General features: G+C 48.8%; 8 protein-coding genes. 7 read left to right on the top strand and 1 reads right to left on the bottom strand.

Going from position 1 to position 15,218, the window contains the following annotated elements; translation table 11 throughout:
* Window positions 1–418: 418 nt before the first annotated feature.
* Together BM099_RS11245 and BM099_RS11240 are read left to right on the top strand one after the other, a co-directional pair.
* Window positions 419–1,168 carry an electron transfer flavoprotein subunit beta/FixA family protein gene (locus BM099_RS11245; RefSeq protein WP_090728098.1) on the top strand — a complete coding sequence of 250 codons (750 nt, stop codon included), beginning with the start codon at window positions 419–421 and terminating at the stop codon, window positions 1,166–1,168.
* Entirely contained in the window at window positions 1,168–2,097 is a 930-nt protein-coding gene (locus BM099_RS11240) for an electron transfer flavoprotein subunit alpha/FixB family protein (protein WP_090728095.1), read from the top strand. Before BM099_RS11245 ends, BM099_RS11240 begins: the two co-directional genes overlap by 1 nt.
* Before the next feature lie 226 nt (window positions 2,098–2,323).
* On the opposite strand, the gene BM099_RS11235 is transcribed toward BM099_RS11240, so the two are convergent.
* Window positions 2,324–2,602 carry a hypothetical protein gene (locus tag BM099_RS11235; protein WP_090728093.1) on the bottom strand — a complete coding sequence of 93 codons (279 nt, stop codon included), beginning with the start codon at window positions 2,600–2,602 and terminating at the stop codon, window positions 2,324–2,326.
* Between the two features lie 244 nt (window positions 2,603–2,846).
* On the opposite strand from BM099_RS11235, the gene BM099_RS11230 reads away from it, so the two are divergent.
* From BM099_RS11230 to BM099_RS11210, 5 genes are all read left to right on the top strand, one after another.
* Window positions 2,847–3,461 (top strand): flavin reductase family protein, encoded by a 615-nt coding sequence (locus BM099_RS11230; RefSeq protein ID WP_090728091.1) that lies wholly within the window; start codon window positions 2,847–2,849, stop codon window positions 3,459–3,461.
* A 212-nt stretch (window positions 3,462–3,673) separates the two neighbouring features.
* Window positions 3,674–4,954, top strand: coding sequence for an efflux RND transporter periplasmic adaptor subunit (locus BM099_RS11225; protein ID WP_090728088.1), 1,281 nt, complete (start codon window positions 3,674–3,676; stop codon window positions 4,952–4,954).
* Window positions 4,951–7,080: an efflux RND transporter periplasmic adaptor subunit gene (locus BM099_RS11220; protein WP_177201154.1), complete on the top strand. Its 2,130-nt coding sequence runs from the start codon at window positions 4,951–4,953 to the stop codon at window positions 7,078–7,080. Before BM099_RS11225 ends, BM099_RS11220 begins: the two co-directional genes overlap by 4 nt.
* Window positions 7,081–7,142: 62 nt before the next feature.
* Window positions 7,143–8,621 (top strand): efflux RND transporter periplasmic adaptor subunit, encoded by a 1,479-nt coding sequence (locus BM099_RS11215; protein ID WP_090728084.1) that lies wholly within the window; start codon window positions 7,143–7,145, stop codon window positions 8,619–8,621.
* Window positions 8,622–8,700: 79 nt separating this feature from the next.
* Window positions 8,701–15,218, top strand: a 6,518-nt coding sequence (locus tag BM099_RS11210) for a DUF4347 domain-containing protein (RefSeq protein ID WP_090728081.1), incomplete at its 3' end; no start/stop codon positions are given.

Here is a 15,218-nt window from a genome sequence, read left to right as displayed (position 1 = left end):
ACGGTTAATTCCTGTTCTTGTTCATTGGCCATCTGCATAAAGCGGCACGCAGCGGATAATCCCGCTGGCCCGGCACCTACGATGACGACATCAAATTCCATTGATTCGCGTTCCACGGTTCGTCTCCCCTTGTTCGAATGTATGTATCCGGTTTCAAAAAATGAAACCGATATTTTTTATTGGATACATTATAAGTAAAAACCCGTATCTATATAAACTGATTTCTAGCTAAATTAGACCTTAGGCTTAGCTGAACGGCTTGAAAAATTACTGAATATCATTAATATACGGGAATATACTTACATGTCTGTAATAATTTACAGGCATTTGTCTCAAGTCGAATAACTATCAGTTGAATAAATATCAGTTGAATAAATATCAGTTGAATAATTATCCGTTGAATTAAAAGGTAACCGCCATGAAAGTTCTGGTAACAGTCAAGCGCGTAATCGACTACAACGTGAAAGTGCGTGTGAAGTCTGATAACAGTGATGTTGATTTAAACAATGTCAAAATGGCCATGAATCCGTTTTGTGAAATTGCTGTCGAAGAAGCGGTTCGCTTGAAAGAAGCGGGTATAGCTACCGAGGTGGTTGCTGTTTCTTTAGGGAGTAAGGTGTGTCAGGAGCAGTTACGTACTGCATTGGCTCTTGGCGCAGACCGTGCAATTCTTGTTGAATCGGATGAGATACTGGAATCACTGACGGTTGCTAAATTGTTACAAAAAGTGGTCGATGATGAGAAACCAGGTTTGGTTATCATGGGTAAACAGGCTATCGATACTGATAATAATCAGACAGGACAGATGCTTGGCGCATTGACGGGCTTTCCTCAGGGAGCATTTGCTTCTGACGTCAAAGTTGATGGCGATAAAGTACAGGTTATCCGCGAAGTCGACGGTGGTTTGCAAACCGTCTCATTGACACTGCCGGCCATTGTGACATCAGACTTGCGTTTAAATGAGCCGCGTTATGCTTCTTTACCTAACATCATGAAAGCTAAGAAAAAGCCATTGGACATTAAAACTCCAGCGGACCTTGGCGTTGAGGTTAAAAGCCATACACGGTTGGTTAAAGTATCGCCCCCGGCAGAGCGTAAAGCAGGTATCAAGGTGGCTTCTGTTGAGGCATTGGTAGACAAACTGAAGAATGAAGCGAAGGTGATCTGATGGCTATTCTGGTTATTGCGGAACATGATAACAGCGAGTTGAAGCCCGCTACGTTGAACACAGTGGCTGCTGCTGCACAGATGGGTGGTGATCTGCATGTGTTGGTTGCTGGTGCAGGTTGCCAGTCTGTAGCGGATGCGGCGGCTAAGATCCAGGGTGTTAGTCAGGTGTTGTTGGCTGAAGATGCCTGTTATGAACATCAACTTGCAGAAAATATCTCACTGCTGATTAATGAGTTAGGAAAAGATTACACTCACATAGTTGCTGCGGCGACAACATCGGCTAAGAATTTCATGCCGCGCGTTGCTGCCTTGTTGGATGTAGCGCAGATCTCTGAAATTATTCGTGTTGAAAGCGCAGATACCTTTGATCGTCCGATTTATGCCGGTAATGCGATCGCGACGGTGCAGTCGCTAGACAGCATTAAAGTGATTACTGTGCGTACAACTGGCTTTGATGCCGCGGCCGCTGAAGGTGGAAGTGCAACAGTGCGGGCTGTGTCTATGCTGCATAATGCCGCTACATCGGCATTTGTCGGTGCGGAAATTGCCAAGTCGGATCGCCCGGAACTTACCTCAGCTCAAGTCATTATCTCGGGTGGTCGGGGTATGGGTAACGGTGAAAACTTTGCGTTGATCGAAAAAGTGGCCGATAAGCTGGGTGCAGCCGTCGGTGCTTCTCGTGCAGCGGTGGATGCCGGCTTTGTGCCTAATGATATGCAGGTTGGGCAGACAGGTAAAATTGTTGCCCCTGACCTTTATATTGCTGTAGGTATCTCTGGCGCGATTCAGCACCTTGCCGGAATGAAAGACTCTAAAGTTATAGTGGCTATTAATAAAGACGAAGAAGCCCCTATCTTTCAGGTGGCTGATTACGGACTGGTTGCAGACCTTTTCGAAGCGGTGCCACAATTAGAACAACAGCTTTAAATTACGTATTTAGTTCACTCTGGTTAAAGCTTGGTCGTTGCCCTTTGGTGCGTGATTTGCGCACCGTTTTCTTGCTTGTACCCGGCTTGTCCGGGTTTTTTTATGCTGGATCGTCAGGATTTTTTATATCTGAAGAACTAACCGTGCAGCTGGCCGTCATTGCGGCGGCCAGCTTCTTATTAATCACGCATCCTACTTGCAGATCTTATCTAACATTCACGTTGCACTATTTTGCTGCGCAAGCTTCAGACGTAGTAGGGTGGGTTGCAATAAAATGTGCCAGTACTTTTTTCAATACACCCGCATGTTCTGTATTGCCTGTCTTTTCTGCATGTTTTATATCATCAAGAATGATAGCTTGAATTTTGCTCTCACCATTGTGGCAACATAAATACTGCCCCATTGCCAATGCAATTATCGGATCAACATGCTCATGCTCAGCGATTGCAGATACTTCATCTTGGTTGATATCGCACATATCTAAGCATTCTTCATACGTTAACATGGCGTGCCTCCTATTATAATTATGTAGGCGGTAGGAATTCTTTATACTCTTCTCTACCTCTTTAATACAACATAAGTATAGGCCGTTTGCGTCCAAGCTGGCCAGAATGTCAAGAGTATTAATTTTCATGTAAACATACATTTGTTTGATATAGTATTCATGTTGCAGTTGCGTTATAAAAGTTTTATTTCTTTTCCAATCTATTGATATAAAACTCTTTTTTTTATATTTTTTGGGGCGACCTATGTTTTTAGACTTAGACTTAATGAGTAGCAATTCTGCATACCATACATTGACTCAGATCATTATCCCCAGACCCGTTGCCTGGGTCTTAACTGAGCACCGGAATGGTGAATATAATTTAGCGCCATTTTCATACTTTTCAGCGGTTTGCAGTGATCCGCCTATCATGATGATCTCGGTTGGCAGAAAGCCTGATGGCTGTGAAAAAGATACCTATCGGAATATAAAAGAACGCGAAAAGTTTGTTATTCATATTGCTAATTCAGAGCTGGCTGGACAGGTTACAAAAAGTGCCAGTGTATTGGGCGAGGGAGAATCTGAGATCGATCTGTGTGGGTTGAACACTGAAAGTGTAGAAGGTTTTTCTTTACCGCGAGTAATTGGCCCGAAAATCGCTATGTATTGCCGGTTTTATGAAGAAAAAAAGATGGGTAATAATGATCAGCATCTGGTGTTTGGATTAATTGAAAAGATTTGGCTGGATGATGACATTGTTTTGAAAACACCAGAGGGGCGAATAAAGATCGATGCTTCCCGGGTTGATCCGATCGGGCGTCTGGGCGGCAATGAATATACCACTTTCGGCAAAATTCTGGATATTCCACGGCCCAAATGAACGCCGTTTAAGGCTCTCGCAGATGTTTTTCGGCTTATGCCCTGGTTTGTCTATGGTTTGCCTTTAGTTTGTCTGTAGTTTGGCCTGGTTGATCATGCAAGTCCGCAAGTTTCAACTATAGTTAGCAGGAGGATTTGAATCAAAACGTTTCAAGAGCAGAACGGGTAGTTAATTTGTCCATATACGTGCAATGGCTAAACTTGGTGTGTCAAATGGTGCCCGACACACAGAGTGCAATTTTCAAATATACAGAGGGTACAGACGACAAGTATGTCAGTTGGCCCAAAGCCAATGCTCCTGATGCACAGCTGTTGGAAAGCTTAACTTTTTCGGCACAGCGTCATTCTCTGCTGACAACCTATACCGCGCCATTATTAACGGTGGTTTTACCCGTCACAGACGACAGTCGCTCGGTATTATTAGCATTGTCGATTAAAGCTGAGCCCGATGCCGTTGAGCCCGTTAAACGCTTGGTGAGTTGGTCGGTGCGCTGGTTGTCCGAGCTGTTGAGGATGCAGCAAGAACAGCAGCAAGCGAATTTTTTGGCAGTCTCAGCAGAGTTGGCAGAAAGAGGCTCTGAACATCAAGTAGAAAAGCCACCAGTAAAGCTATCAGAACAGCCATCGACTCATTCCGTTGAGGAGCCAAAGTCCTCAATTAAGCATAAATTAGCGGGATTGATCTCTATTGGGCTTTTTCGATGGGGAGTGGCGGTATTACTTTTAATCGCACTCCTGTTTCTACCGGTTAGTTATCAGATACCGGTTGATACCGTTATTGAAGGCAAAGTCCAAAAATCCATTGTTTCCCCTTTCGATGGCTTTATTAAGACAGCTGTTTTAAAAGCCGGTGATATTGTTGAAAAAGGCCATGTTATTGCTGAGTTGGATGATCAGCAGTTGAAAATTGAAGTTATTAGGCTTACCAGCCAGTATCAGGAACACGAAAAAGGTTACAGAAAAGCATTAGCGGGTCGGGAGTATGCGCAGGCCAATGTATATCAGGCCAAGCTGAAGCAAGCGAAAGCCAAGCTTGATCAGGTTAAGCTTCAATTGGAACAAACGGCATTAAAAGCGCCGATTGCGGGCATGATCATAGAAGGGGATTTAAGCCGCCGCTTAGGTTCGCCAGTCTCAAGCGGCGATCTGTTATTTAAAATAGCACCGCTTAATCAATATAGAGCGATGCTGCGTGTCCAGGAGACGGATATCCGTTTTATTAAAGAGGGGCAGCAAGGGGCGCTAAAATTAGCGGCGCTGCCAGATTCTGTGTTTGATATATCGTTATCAAAAGCGTCACCTCTGTTTTTTGAAGAAGATAATCAAATTGTTTATTTGGCTGAAGCTGATTTACCGGCAGTCGCGTTAGAGTTATTGCGTCCGGGTATGGAGGGTATTGCGCGCGTGGATGTCGGCCATTACTCGCTGGGCTGGGTATTGACTCACCACTTTATTGATTGGTTGCAAGTGGCTATTTGGAAGTTATGGCTGTGACGACCTGCGTGGATGAGAACAGCTTTATCGACACAGTAAAAGATTCTGTTTTGCAGTTAGATGCATTGATGATGTGCACAGAGCAAAAAACGCCTGAGGGAATCTGGTATTTGTTGTCAGCAGGTGAGCAGCCGCAATATTTGCGTTGTAGTAAAAAAGTATACGACTTTATTTGCAGCTTTGATGGTAAGAAAACCGTTACACAAGTATTTGAAGAACAGGCTTTAAAAACCGACGATATGTCTGCTCAGACGGAAGTTTCTGAATTGAGTAGCATCATACAAAAATTGCTGAATATGGGTGTGCTTAAAAATCCTGATAAAAAAGTAAAAAATAAACATTGGCTTGCCAGTTTACGTCAGCCGATGGCGGTTAAAATTCCGTTATTTAATCCGGACCGCCTGTTAGACCGTTTGAGTTTATTGGGTAGCTTTTTATTGAGCTGGCATTTTTTGCTGGTCTTTTTAATACTGCTGGGATACGGATTAAGCCAGGTTGCTACTCATTGGAGTGATATCCAAATTCATTGGGCGAGTCGGTTCTTCGATCCCCTCAATATTGTCTATATGTTGGTTCTTTATCCCGCTTTAAAAGTGTTACATGAAATCGGCCATGGATTAGCGCTTAAGCGGTTTGGTGGCGAGGCGAAAGAGTGTGGTGTTATTTTTTTGGTGTTAATGCCGTTGCCTTATATTAATGCTTCTTCCAGTTATCATTTTCCGTATAAACATCAGCGGGTATTGGTGGGTATGGCGGGCATGCTTATTGAGTTTTTTATCGCCACATGCGCCTGGATTGCATGGTGTTATATCGATAGTGTTGGATTTTTGTCAGATATTTTATTTGATATATTCTTTATTGGTAGTTTCTCTACACTGGTATTTAATTTAAATCCGTTAATGAAATTTGATGGTTATTATATATTGTCAGATCTTTTATCAATCAATAACCTTAATAGCCGCTCAAGACAATATATAGCTAGTCTTTTTAAAAGGCATCTGTTCAATATTAGTGCACCGACAGATTATATTGCAGCAAATGAATATAAATGGCTGACATTATATGGCGTGTTAGCTATTCCTTACAGAATCTTCATTAGTTTGTTTATTGCTCTCTATTTGAGTTCAAAGTTTTTCTTCCTCGGTGTGCTGCTCGCGCTATTGGTGATAGCACAGCAAATCGTAACCCCGCTTATTAAAGGCTTTATTAATACCCATGGTCAGGCAGTTAAACAAGGTCAACGGCTGCGATTTTGGGGTGTATATGTTGGCGCGCTGTTGCTTGTTATCTTGCTCGGTGTCGTTATGCAGTTTCAATACAGTACGACCCTATCAGGCGTGGTGGTACTGAATGAGTCGCAGCAACTAAAGACAAATCAGAGCGGTTTTATCCGGCACGTCTTTGTCAGTAATGGGGAGCAGGTGCAGTCTGGCCAGGTATTGCTTGAAATAGATAATCCTGAGTTGGTTAACACGCTGGCTTCGCTGCGCGTTGATATTGAAGAATTAACCGCTCGCTATGATCAGATACGCGCAAAGGATGCACTTCAGGCGGCTGACATTTTTGATCAGCGTGTAGCTGTTGAAAATGAGTTGGCAGAGGTAATGAAGCAGGCCGAACAGCTGATGTTAACGGCTCCTGGCGAGGGCGTTTTCGTTCAGCCAAGACGAGATGATCTGCAAGGTAGTTATTACAACAGGGGCGATGTTATTGGCTTGATATATGATCACTCGCCGGTGATCGTGACGGCTATTGTTGATCAGATGGACATTGAAAAAATACGCGATAATTTATCGCATATTTCTGTCATGTTTAAAATTGAACCCGGCACTGTCTACAGTGGCACGCTGATGCAAGTCATCCCCGCAGCCAGCGATCAGCTACCGACGCGCTTCCTGGGTAGTTTGAAAGGTGGCGACGTGCTTGTTGATAGTCGGGATAGCAGTGGTACTAAGGCGATGAGAAATAATTTTTTAATTCAGGTTTCCGTGCAAGGTGCCGATAACAAGGCATATCGGTCTGCTAATGCTCAGGTAAAGTTTGTATTTAATGAAACGACTGTGTTGAGCAGGTTTATGGCATGGATAGAGGTGAGCTGGTTGCGTAATTTTACGCCGTCTCACTAAAAACAGGCTACGCTTGTGGTATCCAGATTAAAAGTTAGGCTCCCAATTTAAAAGGGCATCGAATGAGTGTACGTTTTTTAGTCCAGGTTGCTGCTATCACCAGCTTTTCAAGCCTTGCACAGGCTGAAATCATTTTGCCCGCTGTTGATTGCGTCATTATTCCCAGTAAAACGGTTGATATCAGTGCAGCGGTGCCGGGCCTCATCGGTAAGCTGCATGCCGAGCGTAGTGATAGCGTTAAAAAAGGAATGTTATTGGGCGAACTGAATTCACGTGTGGAGCAGGCCAATGTCGAATTGTCCCGCGTGCGTTCTGAAATGAGTGCCGAGATCTCTGCTGAGCAGGTCAACCTCAAATACGATCAGCTGCAAAGCCGCAGAGTCAGAGACTTAAAACAGAAAAACCTGATATCTGCTCAAAATAAAGATGAAGCAGCACGCTTAGAAAAAGTCACCTATTGGCGTCTTAAGCAGGCGCAAGATGCCTTCCGGACGCGTCAATTGGAGCTTGATCGGGCTGTTGCCCAGCTCCAGGAAAAAAAGGTGTACTCAACACTCGATGGTGTTGTCGCACAGGTCTATAAAGCCGAAGGTGAGTATGTAGAAGATCAACCCATTATGCGCCTGGTGCAGTTGAATCCGTTGCACGTTGAAGCGGTTTTACCCATGGAACATTATGGCCAAGTGCAAAAAAACATGCAGGGAAGCGTTTATGCAGAAATCGCGCCCAACACTAAACTGAGTGCGAAAGTGATGATCATTGATCCGGTAGGGGATACCGCTAGCGGAACATTCGGCGTTCGCTTAAGTATGCAGAATCCAGATAATAAGATTCCTGCCGGTATGAAGTGTGTTTTAAAACTCGAGCCATCAACAGCAGATCAAAGCGTTGAAATAGAGAAGAATACAACAGACATGCGAGCGGCAGATGCCGCGCCTAAGGGCACGTCTACCCCCTTACCAGCAGCAGAAAAGCCGCTAACATTAGCAGAATCTCCGCTAGTTGAAATACTCACGACTGAAAGCCGCCCGGTAATGGCCGCTGTGCAGATTGAACCAGCGGTTGAGCAGCAGCGATCGCTTCCAGAGGCGTTGCCTGTTCCTGCCGTGTCCCTGCAAAAGCATTCTTTCGGGCCGTTTAATAAAGAATCGACGCTACTCAGTGTCGGCAAAATACTCACCAGCCAAGGCTATACTTATTCACGCCGTGATGAAGGATCGTCTGTTATCAAGGGGTATTTAGTACTGCTGGCTGAGGATTATGCGCAATCAAAACGACAGTTAATGGCGGAATTTCGTCAGCGCGGCGTCAGCGGTATGATGCTGCTCCCGCGCAGAAGTTATAACGGCCGCATATCTTTTGGTGCATATGACGGCCCTGAAATGGCGAATGCAAGACAAGCTAGCCTGACTCAACTGGGTATCCGTAGTGACGTCGTACCGCGTCGCACAGGCAAGGTCGATCTCTGGCTGGATGTCGAGCAAATAGCCGAATCAAAAGTCGCCTCTATTATTGACCAGTCAAAAGCTGTTTATAACTAGCGGGTAAAGCGTGTCAGAAACAACAGCCGAAAACGCCAATTAGTAACGATCATCTTCGTAGTGTATGTAGGGACGGTAAATGGCCAGCGCGGATAACAGCCGAAATAAAAAATCTATGCATGAGTCCTACCTTCTGGAGCTGTTAGAGCCCAGAATTATGTTATCTGCGGATCCATTCGGTGCTGCAGAAGTCGCTGTCGATCTGTTGATGACAGGGCTGCAAAAGGAGGGTGTTGAGTATGAAGACTATTCACCCGGCGATACGTCCGATGATACACCCGACAATAGCGATGCTAGCGCGTTTAGCGAGACGCTGGATTCGTTAGATATTGCCTCTGTTACCTCGTTGTTTGCCTCGCAAGATCCTCTTTCCAGCATTCAGCAATTCGACAGTCAACAATCCGATAACCCGCAATCCTCCAATTCGCAATTCAGCCTTCAGCCTGGCGATAGCGATTTTATTAGCACGCCGGACAATGAACACTCGCGTACAGAGCTTATCATTATCGATGCAGCGGTGGATAATCAGCAGCAACTATTGCAACAGATTATTCCTGCCGATTCACAAATCAATTATCAGATACATTATGTAGATCACAACAGTGGCGGCATTAACCAAATATCTGAACTGCTCAAGCAATATTCACAGATCGAAGCCGTTCATATTCTGTCGCATGGTAACAGCGACGGGGTGCAATTAGGCAGTTCTTGGATTGATGCTGGCACGCTTAATCAACAGGCAGAACAGATTACACAATGGTCATCTGCATTGACGGAAGACGCTGATATTTTGATTTATGGCTGTGATGTTACATCCAGCGAAGCAGGCATTGATTTTGTTCAGACCTTGCAGCGCTTAAGTGGTGCCGATGTGGCCGCCAGTGATGATAAAACCGGAGCAACTGCACTGGGTGGAGACTGGGATCTGGAATATCAGTCGGGCGTGATTGAAGCGCAGTTGGCTTTTAGCGTCGAGGCTCAGCAAGTTTGGCAGGGAACCCTCGCCACCTTTGTCGTTGACACGACCAACGATACCGTTGACGCCAACCTGGGCGATGGCTTTGCCTTGGATGGCAGCGGCAATACCAGCCTGCGAGCCGCGATCATGGAAGCCAATTTTTTGGGCGGAGCCGACCAGATCAATCTGGCGGCCAATACCTATAACCTGAGCTTGGGTGATCTGCAGGTCACCTCTGCCATCACGCTGGTCGGTGCGGATGCTGCGACGACGATTATAGACGGCGGTGGCAGCGATCGCATTTTTCACATCGACGAGTTCAGTAGCCTGAATGCGTCGGAACTGACGCTGCAGGGCGGAGTTGCAAGTGGCGGTGGCGATCCGGGCAAAGGGGGGGCGATTTTCGTCTATAGCGATGGCGCGCTGACCCTCAACCGGGTCATACTCAGCGGCAACCAGGCGGTGGACGGCGCCGGCATCTACAACAACGCCGTGGTCAATCTGACCGATGTGGTCATTTCCGGAAATACCACTACCGGTGGTGGCGCCAGCGAGGGTGGCGGATTGTACAATCGTGGCGACGCCACGCTGACCAATGTCACCCTCAGCGGCAACAGCGCCGGTCTCGGTGGCGGTATCCATAATGACAGTAGCGGCAGCGCCAGTATTGATCTGACCAACGTCACCATCAGCGGCAACACCGCTACTGGGGCGGAAGGTGGCGGAATTCACAACGAGAACACCGCTACCCTGACCAATGTCACGGTATCCAACAACTCGTCCGCTACTCAGGGCGGTGGCATCTACACCACCGGTACCGTCACTATCAGCAATTCTATACTCGCCAATAACACCGCCGGCGGTAGCGGACCTGACGCCTTTGGTACCTTCTCCAGTGATGGCACTAACATTATTGAGAATATCGGCCCGGCCAGCGGTTTCGGCAGCGATACCAGCGGTGACCCTAACCTCGGCGCGCTGGCCAATAATGGCGGTTTTACCCAGACTCATGCTTTGCTGGGCGGCAGTATTGCCATTGACGCCGGCACCAATCTCAATGCGCCGCCGCTGGATCAGCGCGGCTACCTGCGCACCGACGGGCTGGCTGATAGCGGTGCCTTTGAGGCCGGCGCTACGGCGCCGGGCGCCAATTATGTCGTCATTAATACCAACGCCAGTGGCGTGGGGTCACTGGAGTGGGCCATCGATCAGGCCAACCTGAGTGCTGGATTTGATACTATCAGCTTCAATATTGCTGGCAGCGGCCCGCACGTTATTTCGGTTGATGGCGACGGCCTGCCTTCTATCAGTGATAGCGTATTGATCGACGGCTGGAGCGAACCGGATTATGTCAATACACCGGTGATCCGGATTGACGCCGGTACTTTCCCGGGTGTCAATGGATTATGGCTCAATTCAGGCAGTGACGGCAGTATCATACGCGGTTTGTCAATGACAGGCTTCACTGGCAATGACGCTATCGAGGTGACGTCGAGCGGCAATACTATCGTTGGCAATTACATAGGTCTGACCACCGACGGCACCACCGTTGACGGTAACGATACCGGTATTCGAATACGCCAGGGCGCCAGTGACAACCAGATTGGTGGCACCGGCGCGGCTGACAAGAACCTGATCGCTGGCAGCAGCTACGCCGGTATCAATATTCACGGTAACAATACCAATAACAACCGCATCATCGGCAACGATATTGGTCTCGATGCCAGCGCCACAGTGGTCAATACCGGCACTTTCGGTATCGTTATCTGGAACCGGCCCGATGGCAACCAGGTTGGTGGCACCGCGGACGGTGAGGGTAACCGCATCGCCGGCTTTAACAAGGCTGTGGTGATCGACAGCAATCCCCAGGCGGCCACCAATACCTCGATTCTCGGCAACCAGATCTGGGGTAGTACCCAGCTCGGTATCGATCTGGAGAATGATGGTATCTCCTACAACGACGCCGGTGACGCCGACGCTGGCGCCAATAATCAGCTTAACTTTCCGGTATTCAGCAAGGTGACGCAGAGCGGCTCGAATCTCGATGTTGATCTGCTCCTTGACGTCCCGGCCGGAAACTACCGACTGGAGTTGTTTGAGAACCCCGCTGGCATCAACGCCAGCGGTCATGGTGAAGGGCAAGTATTTCTGGGTGCGGTAACGCTGGTCAGCACCGGCACTGGGGTGCAGGCATTCAGCACCAGTCTGACCGGCGTGGTGGTCGGCGACATCAACACCGTCGCCGCCACGGTCACCGAAGATCTTGGCGGCGGAAGTTTTGGCAATACCTCGGAATTCAGCCAGGCCCCGGGCTTGCCGGTACTGATCCGGGACGAATTTAATAACCCCGCCTATAGCGGAAACGACGGTCATCTTCCCTGGGTCAATGACTGGCAAGAGATCGGCGAGGCGGATGGCCCGGTCTGGGATACCATAACGACTTCGGCCGTATCTGTCTGGTCCAACTTCGGTGATGATGGCTTGGACCTGTGGGCCGCCAACAACCTCGGCGCCTGGCGTGAGGCGGACCTGACCTTCGCCAGCAGCGCTACCCTGAGTTTTGACTGGGCCATGCTGAATACTGAGGCGGGTGATTCAGTATCGCTGCAAATTTCCACCGACGGTGGCGTTGGCTGGACCACCCTCGATACTTTCGACGGTCCGCTCAATCATGGCAGCACCCAGGCGGCCAGCTATGATATCAGTGCCTATATCGACAACGACACGCGTATAAAATTTGAGACAGTCTCGGGTTTTGAGTCTGATGACGAGTTTTTTGTCGACAACGTGCAAATCGCGATGACTCGTTATGAGTCGACTCTGTGGCTGAGCACCCACAACAGTGCTACCTATGACCATACTGACGATGGCATCAGCTCCGTTGGGGTTAGTAATGGCAATGAAATTGTTGCTTTTGAAAACCCGAACCTGAATTTAGAACTCGGTGATGGCTCTTCGGGTGTCACCGATGGTACCTTTAGCGTTGAGCATACGCTGGAGCAAAATGTACGCGCCATGCATTATGTTAACTCAGTAGTGACTGTCGTTACTAAAACTGTTGCTGGGGGGGAGGGGGTCTATGAATTACAGCCCGGACAGATTGTGGTTTCCATGCGGGATGAGTCTGGTGGTAGCCCGGATTTCTCAGTGCCTAAAGTTGGCGGCGGTAACCTGACGGTTAATAACACTGATGTGCTGGTGTACACCCCTGGCAGCGGTTATGAAATGCTGCTCGAAGATGTATTTTTTAAAGTGGATGGCACGACACCCGCAAACGTGCACGCCATTACCATTGTTGAACAAGAAACCACCCTTGGTGTGGATACCACCCTATCCGCAGGGACATACTTGATTGCACGCTCTGATTCGCCGAATCACTCAGACATCTCGACCTATGGTAAGGATGGCAACTACGTCCGGCAGGATTTATTGCTGGGAAGTGGTTTTCTCGACGCAACAGAGCACATCCAGGGACTTGAGTTACTGGAGGCTGATCTTACCGTCGGCAACACAGCTCTGGTACAGGGCACTTTACTGATTAGCATTAACAAACCCATGACGGTCGGAACCTCTGGAGGCACCACTGTCAGTGCTGAAAACACCGATATTATCGCATTAACTGTAAACGCGACACAGCAGGATGGTACGCCTGGTACCGATGTTGACGCGCAGATAGTGTTTGATGGTTCGGATGTTAGTTTAAGCATTGCATCATCGCAAGAAATCAATGGCCTGACGCTGGTGGGTAATGATCTCGAGACGATAAACAGCGAACCGACACTGGCCACTAGCGGTACCGACCCAACTTTCGCCACAGGCGGGTCCGCCACCAGTTTGTACAGCGGCACCAGTGTGGACACGATAGAAAGTGGACAGACGCTCAGCAGTCTGACCCTGACTGTCAGTAATGTCAGTGACGGCGGTAACGAAATTCTCAATATTGACGGCAATCAAATTGCGCTGTCCAACGGAACATCCGGCACAACTACAGGCAACAGCCTCAGCTTCAGTGTCAGTGTTGTCGGAAGTACGGCGACGGTCAGCTTGAGTGGGGCACTCTCGGCTGCGCAGGCTGATACACTTATCGACGCTATCAGCTACCAACACAACAGTGGCAGCCCGACGCTGGGAGACCGCGTAGTTACTATAACTGAGCTGGTTGATTCCGGTGGCACCGCTAACGGCGGTGACGATACAGCAACGCTGAGTGCGGCCTCCACCGTCACCGTCACCGGCCAGGGTAGCGAAGAGATTTCAAGCAACGGTGCCGGCAGCGCCAAAGCCACTGCGATCGATGCCAGCGGCAACCATGTTGTAGTCTGGTCCGAACAGTATTCAGACTCCAGTGGGTGGGGCATTTACGCTCAACGATTTGATAGCACAGGTAGCGCCCAAGGCTCTGAAATACAGATAAACCAGACCACCGCAGACGACCAGCGCTGGGCCTCGGTCGGCATGAGCGACACTGGTAAGTTCGTTGTCACCTGGACCAGCAGCAATCAGGACGGCACACCAAGCAGCATCTATGCACGCCAGTTCAATGCTGACGGCAGTGCGGCGGGAGATGAGTTTCGTGTAAACACAGAGAACACCGGCGCTCAATCCAACGCCTCCATCGATGTTGACGCCAGTGGGAATTTTATCGTTGTCTGGCAGGGTAACGGGCCCGGGGATTCAAATGGTGTTTTCTATCGCCGTTTTGATGCTGCCGGATCCGCTGATGATGCCACTGAAGTCATCGCCCATACAGCAACCGACGGAACAACCTCTGAACACGATCCGGTTGTAGCCTGGCTGAGCGGAGGAAAATTCGTCGTCGCCTGGGACTCAGGGCAGCACGCCTATTTTACCCGTTTCGATACAGATGGTTCCGCTTTGGGCCCCGCAAATGTGGCTATAGATGGCGGCTCCGCCTTTGCTACTACATCTGGGTTGTCTATTGACTCAAATGCTTCCGGCGCCTTCGCTTTCGCATATATAGATGAGGGGGCTTTTTCGCCCGGCATTTTTGCACGGGCGTTTAATGAAGATGGTTCCAATGCTTTCACCAATGGTGATTCATTAAGCAACTGGGCAAAGGTTTCCGGCAGTAGCACGTTGAATCCCACCGTCGCCATCGACGATTCCGGCAATGTGCTCGTTGCCTATCAGACAACCGCTGCTGGCGGTGACATTCACCTGCAGAGCATCAATGCAGATGGCTCGGAACCAGGGGCTGCCAGCGCCCTCGTTACAGATGCCGGCGATCAGAGTATGCCAACGCTCGCTCTGCTGGATCTGTCCAACTATGCGCTAGCCTGGAATGATGTAGGCAGTTCCACTGTCAATACATCCGTTGAGGTCGGGGTGAATGACGAACCGACCTTAACCGCGACCGGCAGCAATCCGACCTTTACTGAAGGTGGCGCGGCCGCCAGTCTGTTCAGCAGCGCCAGCGTCGATACCATTGAGTTTGGCCAGACCCTCAGTGCCCTGACCCTGACCATCACCAACGTTAACGATGGCAGCAGTGAAATTCTCAACGCCGACGGCAGCGCGATCGTGTTGACCAACGGTACCTCGGGCACCACGGCGACCAACAGTCTGAGCTATAGCGTCAGCGTCACCGGCAGTACCGCGACGCTGACCTTGAGCGGCGG

It is taken from the genome of Neptunomonas qingdaonensis (assembly GCF_900113275.1).
GTDB lineage: Bacteria > Pseudomonadota > Gammaproteobacteria > Pseudomonadales > Balneatricaceae > Neptunomonas > Neptunomonas qingdaonensis.
This window is presented reverse-complemented; position numbering and strand designations above follow the sequence as displayed.